Source organism: Lysinibacillus composti (assembly GCF_016908465.1).
Classification (GTDB): Bacteria; Bacillota; Bacilli; order Bacillales_A; family Planococcaceae; genus Ureibacillus; species Ureibacillus composti_A.
Genome location: NZ_JAFBDY010000007.1, coordinates 22,441 through 40,337 on the forward strand (window position 1 = coordinate 22,441; position 17,897 = coordinate 40,337).

Sequence of the window (17,897 nt, forward strand, 5' to 3'; positions counted from 1 at the left end):
TGTTAAAACAAACATTCAGTGGGAGGAATATTAAATGGGTTTTCGTAAAAAATGGCTTTCTTATGCTTTGGTAGGTACACTAGCAGTTTCATCATTAGGGGTAATGGCTTCACAAGACGCTCAAGCGAAAGACAATAAGGGGAAAAATAAAGAAGAAGTTGAAAATGTCATCATGTTAGTCATGGATGGTAGCAGCGATGACCTTAGCACACTTGCACGTTGGTACAAAGGCGAAGATTTAGCTTTAGATCGTATTTTAACTGGCGGAGTGAAAACTTACTCTGCAGAATCAGCTATTACAGACTCTGCTCCAGCAGCAACTGCATTAGCCACTGGTAATAAATCAAATAGTGGTTACGTAGGGGTATTACCTTCCATTGTGACAACTCCTGGGGTTAAACCGGTAGCTGAAAAAGATCACTTCAAACCAGTAGCCAATGTTTTAGAGGGTGCAAAACTTGATGGAAAAGCAACGGGAATTGTCTCAACATCTGAAATTCAACATGCAACACCAGCTGGTTTCTCTGCCCATGTTGCAAAACGCTCTAACTATGATGATATTGCTGAACAACAAGTGTATCAAAACATGGATGTGATCCTTGGTGGTGGTTCCGACTCTTTATCTAAGACTCGTAAAGATGGAGAAAACTTATTAGAAGTGGTTGAAGCGAAAGGTTATGACTATGTAACAGATCGTAATGAATTATTAAAATCTAAGTCAAAGAAACTTTGGGGAAGTTTTGCTCCTAGTGCAGTAGCGTATGATTTTGACCGCGCAACGACTAAACCAGAAGAACCAACAATTGCTGAAATGACAGAAAAAGCGATTAATACATTACAAAAGGATAAAGACGGTTTCTTCTTAATGGTAGAAGGAAGTAAAATTGACTGGGCTGCCCATGCAAATGACCCAATCGGTATGATTTCAGACTTCTTAGCATTTGATGATGCCGTGGGTGAAGCATTAGAATTTGCTGAAAAAGACGGCAATACAATGGTCATTGCTGTAACTGACCATGGGAACAGTGGAATCACAATCGGTAATAAAAACACAACTTCCGGCTATGATACAACACCTGTTAAAGATTATATTGAGCCTTTGAAAGAAGCAAAAATGACAGTTGAAGGTGCACTAAGCCTATTAAAAGCAGATCGCTCGAATTTACTAGAAGTAGCGGCACTTTATGGCATTACAAATCCATCAGCTGCAGAAATTAAAGCACTACAAGAAACTGACACTAAAAAATTAGGCTCTATAATGGTCCAACTATTATCTGAACGTGCAAATATCGGATTTACAACTGGTGGTCATACAGGTGAAGATGTATTCTTATACTCATATGGTCCAGCGAAACCAACTGGACTAGTGGAAAACACAGACTTAGCACATACAATGGCGAAAGCAATGGGATTTGATTTAAATCAATTATCGAATAAAATCTTTGTGAATGCAGAAGAATCATTCAAAAAATTAGGCTACACAACGAGCATCGATCAAACAGATTCGGCAAATCCTGTGTTTGTTGCAGAAAGTAAAAATAAACTTGTAAAAATCCCTGAAAATAAAAACATTGTCATTGTAGAAAACAAGAATAGTGGAAAAAGCAAAACTCACGAATTAAATACGGTAACTGTTTATAATGATCGCCAATTCTTTATTTCAGAAGATGCGTTGAAACTCGCAAAATAATTCGGTGGAGTGCGAATGGGTGCTCTGATATTCAAAAGGGGTAAGAAATCGTAGTGATTTTTCTTACCCCGTTTTTTGTTTCTATATTAGTGGCCTTATGAGAAAGCGGCATGCATAACTTTAGTAAATCACAAGTTGTGATGGACACTCTCTATGGATTGCTGGTGTGAATTACTATGCTTGGTTTTCATCTGTGTAAAAATAAGGGAATGATTTTCCCTTATTCTGAAAAATTCCCTTATTTCCCCTCAAATAAGGGAATTTTTTTCCCTTATCTTCTTAAAATCGTTGAATTTTCCCCATTATAGAGCTATTAGCGGAATTTTTTTCCCTTATTTCAGCCATTCAAGCCTCTCCTGTACTTATTAACGGAATTTTCTTCCCTTATTTCTGCTCCCAGTGCATCTCTTATTCTCATTAACGGAACTATTTTCGCTTATATCCGATTGCCAAGCCTCTACTGTACTCATTAACGGAATTTCCTTCCCTTATTTCTACTCTCAAAGCATCCCTTACACCCATTAACCGAACTATTTTCGCTTATAACTGATTGCCAAGCAAGGCCGCAACTTTTACATCCACTTTATGTATAATGCAACATCCAAAACACCATTTTCTCATGAGTGTTTTTGGGTTTGATCCCATCCTCAATTTTAATTTAACGTACATCTGTTTAACTACCTGGAGATCATAATTTTTGTAAGCACGAAAAAAGGACCTCAAAACTGAGGCCCTTTGTGTAAGGATCATCTTATCGTAAGTTATAGAAAGTTTTTAAACCAAGGTATTGTGCAGTTGCACCTAGTTGGTCTTCGATGCGAAGAAGTTGGTTGTATTTTGCAACGCGGTCTGTACGAGATGGAGCACCTGTTTTAATTTGACCAGCGTTTGTTGCTACTGCGATATCAGCGATTGTTGCATCTTCTGATTCACCAGAACGGTGAGAGATCACTGCTGTATAGCCTGCACGTTTCGCCATTTCGATTGCATCTAAAGTTTCAGTTAATGTACCGATTTGGTTAACTTTGATTAGGATTGAGTTACCAACGCCTTGTTCGATACCTTCAGATAATTTTTTCGTATTTGTTACGAATAAGTCATCCCCAACTAATTGAACACGGTTTCCGATACGTTCTGTTAATAGCTTATGACCAGCCCAGTCGTTTTCATCTAAACCGTCTTCGATTGAAATGATTGGGTATTTTGATGTTAACTCTTCATACCAGTCAACCATTTCTTCAGAAGTTTTAACAACTCCTTCACCATCTAAATGGTATTTACCATCTTCTTTATTGAATAACTCAGAAGATGCAACGTCCATTGCTAGGCGTACTTCTTCACCTGGTTTGTAACCAGCGTTTTCGATTGCAGCTAAAATTACTTGAATTGCTTCTTCATTTGATGAAAGATTTGGAGCGAATCCGCCTTCATCACCTACTGCTGTATTGTAGCCTTTGTCTTTTAATACTGCTTTTAAGCTATGGAATACTTCAGCACCAATGCGTAATGCATGTGTGAATGATTCTGCACCTACTGGCATAACCATGAATTCTTGAATATCAACGTTATTATCAGCGTGTGCACCACCGTTTAAGATGTTCATCATTGGAACAGGAAGTTGTTTTGCATTAACGCCACCTAAGTATTGATATAAAGGAATATCTAAATAACTTGATGCTGCATGCGCAACAGCTAGAGATACACCTAAAATTGCGTTTGCCCCTAATTTGCCTTTATTTTCTGTACCGTCAAGTTCAATTAAAGCTTGATCAATTACTACTTGATCAAGAACAGAATAATTACCTTCTAATTCCTCAGCAATAATTGTATTTACATTATCTACCGCTTTTAAAACACCTTTGCCAAGATAGCGAGATTTGTCACCATCACGTAATTCAACTGCTTCATATTCACCAGTTGATGCTCCTGATGGTACAATGGCACGTCCAAATGCACCTGATTCTGTGAATACTTCTACTTCAACTGTTGGGTTACCACGTGAATCTAATACTTCACGAGCATAAACTTGAGTAATAAATGGCATAATGTTTTCTCCTCACCGTCTAATTGTTTTAAGTTTATCTAAAGCTTGAATCTAATTTGGTCAGACCGAGCTTAGAGTCTTTCATACTGTTATTCTTCTTCAGCAACGTCAAATAATGGTGTTCCTGTCATTTCTTGTGGTTGTTCCACACCTAGCAATTTTAACATAGTAGGAGCAAGGTCTGCTAAAATCCCACCATCTTTTATTGTAATATTTGGTTTTGTTACAATAATCGGAACAGGATTCGTTGTATGAGCTGTCATCGGTTGTCCTTCTAAAGTGACGACTTCATCTGAATTACCATGGTCAGCTGTAATAATAGCCGCGCCACCTTTTGAAAGGATTGCGTCAACTACTTTACCTAAACATTCGTCTACTACTTCAATTGCTTTGATCGTTGGTTCAAGCATTCCGCTATGCCCAACCATATCTGGATTTGCAAAGTTTAAAATAATCGCATCAAACTTATCCGCTGCAATTTCTGCTAATAGTGCTTCCGTTACTTCATAAGCACTCATTTCTGGTTTTAAATCATATGTAGCAACTTTTGGCGAAGCAATTAATAGTCGTTCTTCCCCTGGGAATGTTGCTTCTCGACCACCGCTCATAAAGAATGTCACGTGTGGGTATTTCTCTGTTTCTGCAATGCGTAGTTGAGTTAAGCCATTTGCAGCAATAACTTCACCGACAGTATTGACTAAATCAACATTTTCAAACGCTACATCTGCATTTACATCTACACTATAATGTGTAAAGGAAACAAATTTTAAATTTTTAGGATGCTTATTCGATAATTCAAAACCATCGAATTGATCATTCGTGAAAACTTTTGATAATTGGATTGCACGGTCAGGTCGGAAGTTAAAGAACACCACTGCATCATTTGTATCGATTGTTGCAGTAGGTTGTCCTTCTTTCGTAATTACAAAAGGAATAACAAATTCATCGACAACTTCACGTTCATAGGAAGATTCCACACCCGCTTTTGCAGTGGCTGCAGTTTGTCCAATCCCATCCACAAGTGCTTTATAGGATAACTCTACACGTTCCCAACGTTTGTCGCGGTCCATCGCATAGTAACGTCCATGAATGGAAGCAAATTTCCCAATACCGATTTCTTTCATTTGTTTTTCTGCTTCTTCGATATAACCAACAGCTGTTGTTGGCCCTACGTCACGACCATCTAAAAATCCATGTACATACACTTCTTCTAACCCATTTGCTTTTGCTAGCTTTAATAAGGCAAACAAATGCTCATAGTGACTGTGTACTCCTCCGTCTGATAATAACCCCATTAAGTGAAGTTTAGAATTATAAGCTTTCGCATGTTGTACAGCTTGTATAAACTTTTCGTTTCGGAAAAAGTCACCTTCACGAATGGATTTATGTATTCGTGTTAAGCTTTGATAAACGATTCTTCCTGCACCGATATTTAGGTGTCCTACTTCTGAATTCCCCATTTGCCCATCAGGAAGACCAACTGCTTCCCCTGAAGCCGTTAATGTTGAATGTGGGTAACTCGCCCAATATCGATCAAAATTAGGTTTTTTTGCTTGTGCAACTGCATTACCGAATTGTTCATCTCGGAATGCAAAACCATCTAAAATAATTAATGCAACTGGCTGTTTAGGCATTAGCCGCGCCTCCAATACTTTTAATCAATTTCGCTTTGGCGTCACTGGCCAGGATTTGAAACTCTGGCACAATGTTTGATGATCTTTCTATGTGGCATAGCCGAAGCTTTAGCTTTATTAGATTTTGTCTAATAAAGCTAAATAAGATTCTACTTGTAAGCTTGCACCGCCTACAAGCGCCCCATCGATGTGTTCTTTTGATAATAATTCTTCAATATTATCTGGTTTTACACTACCGCCATATTGAATGCGAATTTGCTGTGCTGTGCTGTTATCGTAAAGCTCTTCCACCACTTTACGAATTTGGCCACAAACATGATTCGCATCTTCAGCAGTTGCAGTCTTTCCTGTTCCGATAGCCCAGATTGGTTCGTAAGCAATGACCATGTGCGCTACTTCTTCACTAGAAAATCCTTGAAGTGCTGCTTTCACTTGGTTTGAGACTTTTTCCTCTGTTTGACCTGCTTCACGCTCTTCTAATGTTTCGCCGCAACAGATGATTGGAACGATGCCATGAGAAAGTGCTGCTTTCACTTTTTTATTCACAGCTTCATCTGTCTCATTGAAATATTCACGTCTCTCTGAGTGTCCCAAAATAACGTAATCCACATGAATAGCTTCTAATTGAGAAGGACTAATTTCACCTGTAAAGGCTCCTTCATTTTCAAAGTGCATATTTTGTGCACCAATCGCTAAATCTGTTTCAGTAGCAAGATCAACAAGTGTAGGTAAGTATAGGGCTGGAGCGCAAATAACCGCGTCCACTTTCTCATCTGACGGTACTGCTTCACGTACAGATTCAACAAATTCAACTGCTTCGTCAAATGTTTTATACATTTTCCAGTTACCTGCAATTATCGGTTTACGCATGAAGTTGCCTCCTATTTATCGTTTAGCGCTACAATTCCAGGAAGTTCTTTGCCTTCCATCAGTTCAAGAGACGCACCGCCACCAGTAGAAATATGATCCATAAGACCCGCAACTTCGAATTTTTCTACTGCTGCAGCGGAATCTCCTCCACCGATAATTGTATAGCCTTCTGTTTTCGCCATAGCTTCTGCTACAGTTTTTGTTCCATTTGCAAACTTGTCCATTTCGAACACACCCATAGGCCCGTTCCAAATAATTAGTTTTGAACTTTCAATGACATCAGCGTATAAGTCTGCTGTTTTAGGTCCAATATCTAGACCCATCCAGTCTTCTGGAATTGAATCAATATCAACCACTTTTGTTTCAGCATCTTTTGAAAATTCATTCGCTACAACTGCATCAATTGGCAAATAAAGTTTTACCCCTTTTTCTTCTGCTTTTTGAATGAATGAGTTGGCAAGTTCAATCTTATCTTCCTCTAGTAACGATTTTCCGATTGAGTACCCTTGCGCTTTAGTAAATGTGAATGAAAGTCCACCACCAATAATTAGGTTGTCTACTTTATCTAATAAGTTTTCGATTACGCCGATTTTATCTTTTACTTTCGCTCCACCAATGATCGCCGTAAATGGTCTTTCAGGATTAGATAATGCTTTTCCTAGTACGTCTAATTCCTTCATCATTAATAGACCTGATACAGCAGGAATGTGTTTTGCAATTCCTTCAGTTGAAGCATGTGCACGGTGAGCGGCACCAAATGCATCATTTACATATAAATCAGCTAATTTTGCAAAACTTTTCGCAAGTTCTTCATCGTTTTTTTCTTCGCCTTTGTGGAAACGAACATTTTCAAGTAATACGATGTCGCCGTCTTCCATTTTTGCAACTGCTTGCTCAACTGTTTCACCGATTGATTCATCTAATTTTGTAACCGGCTTGTTCATGATTTCCGCTAAACGTTTCCCAACAGCTGTTAAACGCATCTCTTCATTTACTTCACCTTTTGGTCGACCTAAGTGAGAAGCTAAAATAACTTTTGCGCCCGACTCAACTAATTGTTGAATTGTTGGAATAGCTGCACGAATACGTGTTTCATCTGTAATTTTACCTTCCTCCATTGGAACGTTAAAATCTACGCGGACAAACACTCGCTTGCCTTTTACATCGACATCATTCATCGTCTTCTTCAAAAACATGAAGAAACCTCCTTCATTTTGCTACTTTTAGACTTTCCTATTATTACTTTCTTTAACACATAATAGTCTATCAAAAGTCATTTAGGTATGTCTCATTTCACTACTATTTTATTTATCTACATAAAGAAGAAGCGATGGGTAATCCACCGCTTCTTTTACCCTCCATTATTATAAATGGAAATAAATATAAAGGCTATACTTTTTGTGTTGAAAATCCTTAAATATGTTACACTTTTTTCTCCATCTAAATTTCTCTACCATACTGTACATTTGCCCCTGTGAGTCATACGCTTACAGGGAAATTGAAGCAGTAAGGAGAATATAAATTCAGGACGTCATTTCCATTCAAACATTTGAATAGTATGTCACATTAGACTAAGTCAAAGTTTATTTATTAAACCCTTGTTGTGAAATATATTTTGCTAATTCCATTAATCGAGTTGAATAACCAATTTCATTGTCATACCAAGCAAGCACTTTGATCATATTATTATCTAATACCATTGTTGAAAGTCCATCAACAGTAGATGAATGATGATTACCGTTATAATCGATTGAAACTAATGGTAACTCATTGTAGTCGAGAATACCTTTTAGTTCACCATTTGCCGCTTCTTTTAATGCGTTATTCACATCATCAATTGTGACATTTTCTTTTAACTCCGCAACTAAGTCTACACACGATACATTCGGAGTAGGAACTCGCATAGAAAATCCATCTAATTTTCCTTTTAAATGCGGAAGTACTTTAGCAACTGCAATGGCTGCCCCAGTTGTAGTTGGAATCATAGAAACTGCCCCAGCACGCGCTCTTCTTGGATCACTATGTGGGAAGTCTAAAATACGTTGGTCATTTGTATATGAGTGAATTGTCGTCATAAGACCACGGACAATACCAAATTTTTCGTCTAGCACTTTCGCAACAGGCGCTAAACAGTTCGTTGTACATGATGCGTTTGAAATGACATCTTGTGTTGGATCGTACAGAGTATGGTTAACACCCATTACGTATGTTGGCATATCCCCTTTAGCAGGTGCTGATAGAATTGCCTTTTTCGCACCAGCTTGAACGTGCTTACCTACGTCCTCCATTGAGCGGAATCGACCAGTAGCTTCTACAACTACATCAACATCTAATTCGCCCCATGGTAATTTTGCCGGGTCAGGCTCAGAGAATACTTGAACTCGTTTGCCGTTTACGAGAAATGCATCATCTTCTGATCCAACTTCCGCATCATAGATCCCATGAATTGAATCGTATTTAAGTAAGTGTGCCAGTTGATGTGCATCCGTTAAATCATTCACTGCCACAACTTCAAATTCTTCTTGTTTCATTGCTTCACGAAATACTAGTCTTCCAATTCTTCCAAAACCGTTTATTGCAATTTTTACCGCCATAAGTTAACTTCCTCCATATAATCAATTTTTAGAATAAGTTTCTAGGCTACCTCACAACAGTGTAGCCTTTCTTAAAGTTTATAAACCCTCAATTATTCGATTTGCACAAGCCTCATCTGTGATTAACACCGTTTGTTTCGGTGCATTTTTGAAATAGGCATTAAGTGCTTTTGCCTTGTTTGCTCCACCAGCAATCGCAATAATATTTGGACTACTTTTCACCTGTTCAAGTTGAATCCCGATTGTGTTAATTCGGTATACGATTTGACCAGATTCATTAAAATAATAACCAAATGCTTCCCCTACAGCTTTGCTCGTTTTTAAAAGGTCAATAATTTCTGAGCTCGTATTTCTTCGAGTGGCCATTTCTTTCGCAGTACCAATGCCATGGATGACAAGGTCGATATTGTCATATATCTCAAGCATTTCTTTAACTTTTGGCTCTTCTAACATCAGCTCATATGCTTGCTCACTTAAATATTCTGGAAAATATAATGTTCGATATGTAGCCTTACATTTGTTTGCAAACTCAGCCACTAACGTGTTTGCTTGGTTTTCCAATTCTTCACCAATACTTCCACGTGCAGCAATAAATCGTAAAGTATTTAGCGATTTAACTGGAGATAAATGATTGGCTAGTGCTGCAACAGATGAACCACCTGTCACTGCAACGTCATTGTTCTTTTTCGCAAGATCCATTAATAGCGTAACCGCTTCTTTCCCTAGTAATGTTGATACACTATGGTCTGTTTCAAGATCACCCGGAACAATAATGACTTTATTAATTCCTAATATGGACGATAACGTTGTTTCCTTTGCTTTTAGTCCGGAAAGCTCCTGGAATAAAGGCTTTAATTGTTCTAAAATGACACGCCCATATTCGGTTGAAATCATTCCTTTTTGCGTCATCTCAATTAAGTTTTGTTCCTTTAGTAAAGCTGTTTCATTTCGCACTTCTCGTTCAGATAATTGCAATGAATCGATTAACACTCTTCTTCCAATCGGTCCACTTGCATCAATCATTTGAAGAACGCGATACCTAACCTGAATTAAACTGAACATTTCCGGTACAATTGACCGAACTGCGTCTTCATATCCTTTGATCACATCATACACACCTACCAATACACCAATTGGACAACTTTGCCCCACTGGTACAAAAATGCCCCACTAGGAGTAAAAAAATAACTTTCTAAACCAATTATACATATTTGAGGATAATACTACAAATTTTTTTCCTTACTTTACTTTATTCAATTCTTCATATAATGTCACATAATCTAAAATTCCATATTGTAAAATCTGTTCATTATATTCAACGACAGGAATCATAATCATAAACTTTTCATGTAATTCATGGTTTTCTTCTATATTAATGAGCTCTATGTCAAATTGTAATTCTTCTTGAACCAGTTTTAGTGTCATGAGTCCGTCAGTGCAAAGTGAACAATTGGGTCTGCTATAAAATTTTACGTTCATAAAAGCCTCCTATAAAAATAATTTGTTTAATAAGCATCTCAAAGTTGTCATGAATAATCAAATAAAAGTTACACAAACTATATTCTGTACTCTTTTGTACTATAACTTTCTGGGAGGATTTTAACGTATGGAAAACCAATTCACAAATGAATCTCAAACGACTCAAGGGAATATGCCCCTTTCAATGAATCATGGTGCACACGAAGTGCTAGATGTTCATGAAGTATTAAGTGCAGCAATTGCTGGTCTAAACCAATTCATTCTTTTACGTCCACATGTACAAGACCAAGAACTTCTTAATATTTTGGACAGACAGTATGCATTTATGCTTGATGAATATAATATTACGGCAGAATGCTTTAAAACTGGTCAAGATCCTAGCCACCCAACTCGTTCTTACAAAATGCAAATGGGCAATGATTCAAAATATGGCCTAACACCGGGTCAACCTAAAAAGCCTATGACATCTGCAAGTGAACTGAATGACGGTATTATTTCTGGCTTCTTATTAGCTTGCCACAAAACAGGGGCAACTGGTAAAACAATGGCTGCTCTAGAAGCAACAAACCCAGTAGTTCGTCGTGTTCTTCAAGACTCAGTACCAAACTGTATCGAAATGGCATACGAATTATCACTTTACCAAAACAAACAAGGCTATTACCAAATCCCACAATTATCACCATCAGACATGCAAGCAATGTTAAACATGTACGGCCAAGCTGATAAAGCTAAAGATATGCCTAACTAATAAGCTGCTTGTTACTCGAGCTGGACGAAGGCATGAGTGAATAAGACCGCGCTGTGACGACGGCTGATTAAAGAAAAGCGTAAGGCTTACAATATCCTCTGTGTAGAAAAGCAGAGGGAAAGATCAATCCATTCTGTGCTATGCGGGCACAGAGTGGATTTTTTTAAGTGGATAATGTGATAATACATTTGATGTAGAGGGTTTGACCTGATTAATGATATGAAATCCTCTTCATACAGTTAATGAAGGGGTTTTTGAATTGAATTTCACTATGAAATCCTCTTCATACAGTCGCTGCCCCGATGAAGTTCATTTTCATTGCGTCTCTTTCTTATTTTGAACTTCATTGCCCTGATGAAGTTCATTTCCATTGCGCCTCTTTGTTATTTTGAACTTCATCGGGGTAATGAAGTTCATTTCCATTGCACCTCTGAACTTCATTACCCCGATGAAGTTCATTTCAATTGCATCTCTTTCTAGTATTAAACTTCATTGCCCCAATGAAGTTCATTCTCCGTGCTCTCCTTCCCAATTTTGAACTTCATTACCCCGATGAAATTCATTCCCCGTGCTCTCCTACCTAATTTTGAACTTCATGCATACACCCAATGAAGTTCATTTCATTTACCACCCGACAACAAAAAACCACCGCATTCAATAATCATGAATACGGTGGTTTACTATTTAAAAACCTCAAACTAACTATTTGCTATTAAAACTCTAACGATCTCGAACATCTATTAGGAAATATCAACATTAAAAGAAATTATTTACTTTATTAGAAAGATATTTAATCAAAATTAGTTTAAAGAGAATGAAAAAGGGATAAAATAAATTGGTACAGTAATTTCCTTTTATCCCATTTTTTTCATTCTTACTGTATTGGTTAGGCTGCTATACTAATCAATACAGTGAGGTCTAACTATTAAAAAAGGTTATATTTGAAACAGTAAAATGGCGCCCTCGGAGGGAATCGAACCCCCAGCGGAAGAACCGGAATCTTCAGTGTTATCCATTACACCACGAGGACTAAATATATTATTAGGTACTACTCGTAACGATGTTGAAAACTGAATAATAAATTGTATACATTAAAAAACACGGACCACATTATTATACAAATTTCCCTCATACAAATCAACTATTTAATTTCATAATATTAAACTTTAATTTGTTTTATTTTCAACATAGAGGACATTGGCACTATTACTTTACTCCACATGACTAAACTATATATAAATTATCATCATTTCCCCCTGTATCATCACTTCTGAATGTTAATTGAACTTTCTTCATATATATGTAGAAAAGGTAGACTTAACATTTGACCATCCTTGACTATTCAGAGTATGATACTGTTATAGCTGAAATAACATTAAAATTCAGCATTGTAGAATACGATCAAATTTCTATTAGGAGGATTTCACAATGAATTTAATTCCTACAGTTATTGAACAAACAAATCGCGGTGAACGTGCATACGATATTTACTCACGCTTACTTAAAGACCGCATCATTTTACTAGGAAGCGCAATTGATGACAATGTGGCAAACTCTATTGTTGCTCAATTATTATTCCTAGAAGCTGAAGATCCAGAGAAAGACATTTCTCTTTACATCAACTCTCCAGGTGGTTCGATCACAGCTGGTATGGCCATCTATGACACAATGCAATTTATTAAACCAAAAGTTTCAACAATTTGTATTGGTATGGCTGCATCAATGGGTGCTTTCTTACTTACTGCAGGTGAGCCAGGAAAACGTTATGCATTACCAAATGCAGAAGTTATGATTCACCAACCACTAGGCGGTGCACAAGGTCAAGCTACTGAAATTGAAATTGCTGCGAAACGTATTCTATTCTTACGTGATAAATTAAATGGAATTTTAGCAGAACGCTCTGGTCAACCACTAGAGAGAATCGCTAGAGATACAGACCGTGACAATTTCATGACTGCTGAACAAGCAAAAGAATACGGTTTAATTGACCACATCATTACTCGTAGCGAAAAATCAAAATAATTTCTTGCCAAGCGAAGGGCTGTCCAAAAAAATGGGACAGCTCTTTTTTGTTATCATCACACTTTTCTACACACCAAAATATTTTCCAATTTCATCTACTAATTGTTGAGTTACAAAATGCCCACCAATATAAGGATAATGCTGAACTATGGCACCTTTTTCTTCAAAAAATTCTTTACTTTGCTCACTCCAACTATAAGGAATGACCTGATCTTGTTCTCCATGTGCTAGAAGAATTCGCACATTGTTCATTGGTGCGTGTTGCATCTCTTGCACCACGATTTGAGGTAAATACCCACTTAACGAAACGATTCCAGCCAGTTTGTTCCCTAAAATTGTCACAAGGGATTGACTAAGAATGGCCCCTTGACTAAATCCTAATAAATATAATTGATCAGCATCAATTGGATATTCCTCTACTGCTTTATTGATAAACTCTTGAATATCTTGAATAATTTTTACAAAAGGTTCTCGATGCGGTACGCCAATACGTTCAATAGTAAAGAACGAAAAACCAGGTGGCTGACTAATAGGCCCTCTTAAACTAAAGATAAAGTAATCCTGTTTCACCGCTTGTAAAATAGATGGTAAATCCTGTTCATTACTTCCCATACCATGCATAACAAAAATTGCAGGATACGACTTTCCTTCTGTCTTCTCTTGAGGTTCACTTAATGAATAAATCAGTTGTGTTTTCAATTGTTCTTTCCTCCAATATGTACTGCTCTCATCATTGATTTTTATAAGTATTCCCAAAAAATCAATTTCGTCCTATCTAACCTGAGTTGTACTAACGTTAACATTGCGAATCTTGCGAGGCAATTCGGAAACAATTTTATTTCGAAATAACCTAGTGAAGAGATTCATGAGCAGGATTTCACTAGAAAAGGGAAATTTACGACCGAGTAATTTATTTTTGTGAAATACTAAATGAAGATAAAAAAAGCGCTCGCAAAAAAATTTGCGAGCGTTTACAAAAGTTTATAAAATTTTAATCTGCCTTTTGGATAATCGAAGAAAGACCTTTAATTGCGTCAGATTCGTCACTGCCATCTGCAATTAGAGTAACTGTAGTTCCGCGTGCGATTGCTAAACTCATGATGCCCATAATCGATTTAGCGTTAACTTTTTTCTCTTCTTTCTTTAAATAAACCTCTGCTTTATAACGATTCGCTTCTTGAACGAATAAAGCAGCCTGTCTAGCTTGTAACCCAGTTTTCAACTTAACCTCAACATTGGTTTCAACCATTTCGCAAACATCCTTTCACAACCGATCATCAATATAATTTTATCTTATCTAAATTATATGAAAAGAACAATGTATCATTCTTTATTTTTTTGTAACTTTATCTAATTTGTTCCCCATTGCGTAACGAATTCGCAATTTCATCTATCTTACGTAAGCGATGATTCACACCCGATTTACTCACGACGCCAGTTGAAACCATTTCACCTAACTCTTTTAAGGTAACATCTTGGTATTCTACTCGTAGTCTTGCAATCTCACGTAATTTTTCGGGTAATTGGTCAAGTCCAATTGTATTTTCAATAAAACGGATATTTTCTACTTGTCGTAATGCCGCACCAATTGTTTTATTTAAATTTGCCGTTTCACAGTTAACGATACGATTTACACTATTTCTCATATCACGAACAATTCGAACATCTTCAAATTTCAACATTGCTTGGAATGCGCCAACTAGCCCTAAAAAGTCAGAAATTTTTTCTGCCTCTTTTAAGTAAGTTACATATCCTTTTTTACGTTCAATTGTCTTAGCATTTAACTGAAATTTATTCATTAGGTTTGCTAATGCTTCGCCATGCTCTTTATATAAAGAATAGATTTCGAGATGATACGAAGAAGTTTCAGGGTTATTAACAGAGCCACCTGCTAAAAATGCCCCACGCAAGTATGCTCTTATTTGGCTTTTTTTCGCTAATAATACATTGGGAATCGTATGATCAAATTGAAAGTCTTCAGAAATAATTTCTAGATCCGTTAAAAGTTCTCGTGCACCATCACGGACACGACAAATATACACATTGTTTTTCTTTAACCGCATCTTTTTACGAACTAGTAATTCAACATTATATGGATAAAGTTTCTTTACAATTGTATAAAGTCTTCTAGCAATTGCTGCGTTTTCAGTTTGAACATCGATACTTAGTTGTCTGTTCGTAAATGATAACGAGCCATTCATTTGAATAAGTGCAGATACTTCCGCTTTTAAACAATCATCGTCAGCTTCAACTTGCGTAAGTTCCTTTTTCGTTTCTGATGCAAATGACATGTCTTATAACCCCCCTTTCAAAATATGTATGAGAATAATCATAACATATACAACCCTAAATGAGGTATATCTATCTTACGTTAAATTTTTCCGCATAATCCACTAACCATTTGGCAATGTTATTTGATTCATGCCGAACTACACCTGATTGAATCGTCGCGATATTCTTCTTTATAACTTCTAATCCCAAACTTTCTAGTTTATCAATATCTAGTAAAACCGGTTCTGCATTTTCTTCTTTATAATTTTCTTTGATTGGTATAGGAAAATCTACATCATTTACTAGAATTGCATCTAAGCATGGTTGACCTACATGTTTGTAAATTGCGCTAACGTGATCCGCTGCTTTGTAATGAACCGTTTCCCCTTTTTGTGTCATTAGATTACATACATAAATTCTGCGAGCTTTAGCTTGGATCACAGCGTCTCCAATTTCTTTGACTAGTAAGTTGGGAATAATACTTGTATATAAGCTACCTGGTCCTACTAAAATAAAATCCGCCTTTTCGATTGCACGAATTGCTTCCGGAAGCGGTTTCACGTTATTTGGGACTAAAAATACGCGTTTAATTGGGACATTTGAGGAAGGAATTTTTGATTCTCCTTCAATCGATGTTCCATCCATCAATTCAGCATGTAACGTAATTTTTTTATTTGCAGATGGAATGACTTTACCATGTACTTTTAATACTTTACTCATTTCAGCAATTGCATGGCTAAAATCCCCAGTAATATCTGTTAACGCTGTAAGCATTAAATTACCTAATGAATGTCCACCTAAATCTACAGAATTTGCGAAACGATATTGGAACATTTGTTCAACTAAAGGCTCCGTATCTGAAAGAGCCGCAATCACATTTCGTATATCTCCTGGAGGTGGTATATCGTAGTCATCACGAAGTCTGCCAGATGAACCGCCATCATCCGAGACAGTTACAATGGCAGTAATTTCAAAGGGATAATTTTTCAATCCGCGCAGTAACGTGGAAAGTCCTGTCCCTCCTCCGATCACTACAATTTTCATTTTATTCTTTTTTGACATTACATCAATCCTTTCTGCGATTGATATCACGGTGTGTAATAATAGTTTTATAGGTATTACTTAAGAGGTTACCGTAATATTCAGCTAGCGTTACAGATCGATGTTGTCCCCCTGTACAACCAAATGCAATGACGAGCTGAGGTTTTCCTTCATTTATATATTGCGGAACCATAAAATTAAATAAATCAGTTAATTTAGTAATTAATTCTTGTGTTTCTTCTGTTGCTAATACATATGAAGAAACCTCTTCTTGTAAACCTGTTTTATGACGTAATTCCTCAACATAATAAGGATTTTTTAAAAAACGCACATCAAAAACTAAGTCTGCATCAATTGGAATTCCATTTTTAAATCCGAAAGACATAACATTAATAGAAAATTTAGGCCTATTTGAATCTGAGAACTCTTCTCCAATTCGTTCACGTAATTCTTTTGGTTTCAAATTGGATGTATTATAAACATGTTTAGAGCGACCTTTTAATTCAGCAAGAATCTCTCTTTCTTTTTTAATACCTTCTAGCGGTAATCCTTGAGGTGCTAATGGGTGAGATCTTCTTGATTCTTTGTAACGGCGTACAAGGGTCTCATTATCAGCATCTAAAAATAAGATACGAGTTTTTACGTCTTTTTCTTTTTCTAATTGATCTAGTGCATCAACTAGTGAATCAAAGAACTCTCTCCCACGCATATCCATTACTGCTGCTACTCGAGTAATTTTACGTTCTGACTCTTTCATTAATGCTAAGAAAGTAGTGAGTAAAGCAGGAGGTAAATTATCAATACAATAATATCCCAAATCCTCAAAGCTCTGAACAGCCAAAGTTTTCCCCGCTCCAGACATGCCAGTAATTACTACTATTTCATGCGAATAGTTTTTACTATCCCCCATGTTTACCATCTCCTTCATTAATGTTGCGTCTATATTGTTGTTAGGACGTCTGTATTCTCGAACTCAGAAGTTTAAAATCCTTTGTATATTCAAATGTACCATATTGAATGCCTTCTTTTAAGGCTGCAAATAATAAATTTGTTCGATCTCCTTCTGCCATCGGAAGCTTATCTAGGTCTTCAATTGTATGCCATTCTAGCTTGCCTTCTCTTGTTTCATCAAACGGTGTACCTTCAACACCTCTGGCAACAAATGTAAATAACATCCACTCGTCTACAACAGCGTCATCTTCTTTAATAATGATCGTATATACAGCTTTTAATTGAACATTACTCGGAGTAACGTTTGTTTCCTCCTTGAATTCACGCACTGCAGCCTCATAAATTGATTCGCCACTTTCCATTTTTCCGCCTGGCGCTACATACCAACCTCTTCTTGGTTTTTGTAAAAGTAACACTTTCCCATCCTGAATAGCTAATAAATTTGCAATTCTCTGCATTAACTACACCTCAATTCTATTGTTGCTCCATAAATATTATTATACCTTTTACTATCTATTTCTTTCAAAGTAATACATTCATCATTTGCATAATG

At 36.7% G+C, this 17,897-nt stretch carries 16 protein-coding genes and 1 tRNA gene; 3 read left to right on the plus strand and 14 right to left on the minus strand.

The annotated features are described in order from the left end of the window. Positions 1 to 34: 34 nt before the first annotated feature. Positions 35 to 1,690: an alkaline phosphatase gene (locus JOD29_RS09320; RefSeq protein WP_124764346.1), complete on the plus strand. Its 1,656-nt coding sequence runs from the start codon at positions 35 to 37 to the stop codon at positions 1,688 to 1,690. A 751-nt stretch (positions 1,691 to 2,441) separates the two neighbouring features. On the opposite strand, the gene eno is transcribed toward JOD29_RS09320, so the two are convergent. The 7 genes from eno to JOD29_RS09355 all read right to left on the minus strand — a co-directional run bounded on the left by eno (position 2,442) and on the right by JOD29_RS09355 (position 10,311). Further along, positions 2,442 to 3,734, minus strand: coding sequence for a phosphopyruvate hydratase (gene eno, locus JOD29_RS09325; protein WP_124764347.1), 1,293 nt, complete (start codon positions 3,732 to 3,734; stop codon positions 2,442 to 2,444). Positions 3,735 to 3,823: 89 nt separating this feature from the next. After that, the gene (gpmI, locus tag JOD29_RS09330) at positions 3,824 to 5,368 is read right to left on the minus strand and encodes a 2,3-bisphosphoglycerate-independent phosphoglycerate mutase (RefSeq protein WP_124764348.1); all 1,545 of its coding nucleotides are present in this window, start codon (positions 5,366 to 5,368) and stop codon (positions 3,824 to 3,826) included. A 117-nt stretch (positions 5,369 to 5,485) separates the two neighbouring features. Then, the gene (tpiA, locus tag JOD29_RS09335) at positions 5,486 to 6,238 is read right to left on the minus strand and encodes a triose-phosphate isomerase (protein WP_124764349.1); all 753 of its coding nucleotides are present in this window, start codon (positions 6,236 to 6,238) and stop codon (positions 5,486 to 5,488) included. Between the two features lie 11 nt (positions 6,239 to 6,249). Further along, complete coding sequence (locus tag JOD29_RS09340) at positions 6,250 to 7,434, minus strand: phosphoglycerate kinase (protein ID WP_124764350.1); 1,185 nt, start codon at positions 7,432 to 7,434, stop codon at positions 6,250 to 6,252. Positions 7,435 to 7,821: 387 nt separating this feature from the next. Continuing rightward, positions 7,822 to 8,832: a type I glyceraldehyde-3-phosphate dehydrogenase gene (gene gap / locus JOD29_RS09345; RefSeq protein ID WP_124764351.1), complete on the minus strand. Its 1,011-nt coding sequence runs from the start codon at positions 8,830 to 8,832 to the stop codon at positions 7,822 to 7,824. Between the two features lie 78 nt (positions 8,833 to 8,910). Continuing rightward, on the minus strand, positions 8,911 to 9,984 hold the full coding sequence (locus JOD29_RS09350) for a sugar-binding transcriptional regulator (RefSeq protein ID WP_240033607.1): 1,074 nt from the start codon (positions 9,982 to 9,984) through the stop codon (positions 8,911 to 8,913). Between the two features lie 87 nt (positions 9,985 to 10,071). Next, positions 10,072 to 10,311, minus strand: a complete 240-nt coding sequence (locus tag JOD29_RS09355; RefSeq protein ID WP_124764352.1) for a glutaredoxin family protein — start codon at positions 10,309 to 10,311, stop codon at positions 10,072 to 10,074. A gap of 127 nt (positions 10,312 to 10,438) precedes the next feature. On the opposite strand from JOD29_RS09355, the gene JOD29_RS09360 reads away from it, so the two are divergent. Then, entirely contained in the window at positions 10,439 to 11,059 is a 621-nt protein-coding gene (locus tag JOD29_RS09360) for a spore coat protein (protein ID WP_124764353.1), read from the plus strand. Between the two features lie 955 nt (positions 11,060 to 12,014). Here JOD29_RS09360 and JOD29_RS09365 read toward each other — a convergent pair. Continuing rightward, positions 12,015 to 12,089 (minus strand) — tRNA-Arg (locus JOD29_RS09365). Between the two features lie 398 nt (positions 12,090 to 12,487). Between JOD29_RS09365 and clpP the strand changes: the two genes are divergently transcribed. After that, on the plus strand, positions 12,488 to 13,081 hold the full coding sequence (clpP, locus tag JOD29_RS09370) for an ATP-dependent Clp endopeptidase proteolytic subunit ClpP (protein WP_124764354.1): 594 nt from the start codon (positions 12,488 to 12,490) through the stop codon (positions 13,079 to 13,081). A 66-nt stretch (positions 13,082 to 13,147) separates the two neighbouring features. On the opposite strand, the gene JOD29_RS09375 is transcribed toward clpP, so the two are convergent. The 6 genes from JOD29_RS09375 to JOD29_RS09400 form a co-directional block, all read right to left on the minus strand. Then, on the minus strand, positions 13,148 to 13,780 hold the full coding sequence (locus tag JOD29_RS09375; RefSeq protein ID WP_124764355.1) for an alpha/beta hydrolase: 633 nt from the start codon (positions 13,778 to 13,780) through the stop codon (positions 13,148 to 13,150). 292 nt (positions 13,781 to 14,072) lie between these two features. Then, positions 14,073 to 14,330 (minus strand): HPr family phosphocarrier protein, encoded by a 258-nt coding sequence (locus JOD29_RS09380; protein ID WP_124764356.1) that lies wholly within the window; start codon positions 14,328 to 14,330, stop codon positions 14,073 to 14,075. A 97-nt stretch (positions 14,331 to 14,427) separates the two neighbouring features. Continuing rightward, positions 14,428 to 15,372 (minus strand): DNA-binding protein WhiA, encoded by a 945-nt coding sequence (whiA, locus tag JOD29_RS09385; protein WP_124764357.1) that lies wholly within the window; start codon positions 15,370 to 15,372, stop codon positions 14,428 to 14,430. Between the two features lie 70 nt (positions 15,373 to 15,442). Then, positions 15,443 to 16,414, minus strand: coding sequence for a gluconeogenesis factor YvcK family protein (locus JOD29_RS09390; RefSeq protein ID WP_124764358.1), 972 nt, complete (start codon positions 16,412 to 16,414; stop codon positions 15,443 to 15,445). 4 nt (positions 16,415 to 16,418) lie between these two features. Continuing rightward, complete coding sequence (gene rapZ / locus JOD29_RS09395; protein WP_420844552.1) at positions 16,419 to 17,312, minus strand: RNase adapter RapZ; 894 nt, start codon at positions 17,310 to 17,312, stop codon at positions 16,419 to 16,421. 31 nt (positions 17,313 to 17,343) lie between these two features. Beyond that, positions 17,344 to 17,802, minus strand: a complete 459-nt coding sequence (locus JOD29_RS09400) for an 8-oxo-dGTP diphosphatase (RefSeq protein WP_124764360.1) — start codon at positions 17,800 to 17,802, stop codon at positions 17,344 to 17,346. Positions 17,803 to 17,897 lie beyond the last annotated feature (95 nt).

Bases quoted from the DNA above. Each gene is read 5' to 3' on its own strand.
- JOD29_RS09320 (WP_124764346.1), top strand. From the start codon at position 35: ATGGGTTTTCGTAAAAAATGGCTTTCTTATGCTTTGGTAGGTACACTA.
- eno (WP_124764347.1), bottom strand. From the start codon at position 3,734: ATGCCATTTATTACTCAAGTTTATGCTCGTGAAGTATTAGATTCACGT.
- gpmI (WP_124764348.1), bottom strand. From the start codon at position 5,368: ATGCCTAAACAGCCAGTTGCATTAATTATTTTAGATGGTTTTGCATTC.
- tpiA (WP_124764349.1), bottom strand. From the start codon at position 6,238: ATGCGTAAACCGATAATTGCAGGTAACTGGAAAATGTATAAAACATTT.
- JOD29_RS09340 (WP_124764350.1), bottom strand. From the start codon at position 7,434: ATGTTTTTGAAGAAGACGATGAATGATGTCGATGTAAAAGGCAAGCGA.
- gap (WP_124764351.1), bottom strand. From the start codon at position 8,832: ATGGCGGTAAAAATTGCAATAAACGGTTTTGGAAGAATTGGAAGACTA.
- JOD29_RS09355 (WP_124764352.1), bottom strand. From the start codon at position 10,311: ATGAACGTAAAATTTTATAGCAGACCCAATTGTTCACTTTGCACTGAC.
- JOD29_RS09360 (WP_124764353.1), top strand. From the start codon at position 10,439: ATGGAAAACCAATTCACAAATGAATCTCAAACGACTCAAGGGAATATG.
- clpP (WP_124764354.1), top strand. From the start codon at position 12,488: ATGAATTTAATTCCTACAGTTATTGAACAAACAAATCGCGGTGAACGT.
- JOD29_RS09380 (WP_124764356.1), bottom strand. From the start codon at position 14,330: ATGGTTGAAACCAATGTTGAGGTTAAGTTGAAAACTGGGTTACAAGCT.
- whiA (WP_124764357.1), bottom strand. From the start codon at position 15,372: ATGTCATTTGCATCAGAAACGAAAAAGGAACTTACGCAAGTTGAAGCT.
- JOD29_RS09390 (WP_124764358.1), bottom strand. From the start codon at position 16,414: ATGTCAAAAAAGAATAAAATGAAAATTGTAGTGATCGGAGGAGGGACA.
- rapZ (WP_420844552.1), bottom strand. From the start codon at position 17,312: ATGGTAAACATGGGGGATAGTAAAAACTATTCGCATGAAATAGTAGTA.
- JOD29_RS09400 (WP_124764360.1), bottom strand. From the start codon at position 17,802: ATGCAGAGAATTGCAAATTTATTAGCTATTCAGGATGGGAAAGTGTTA.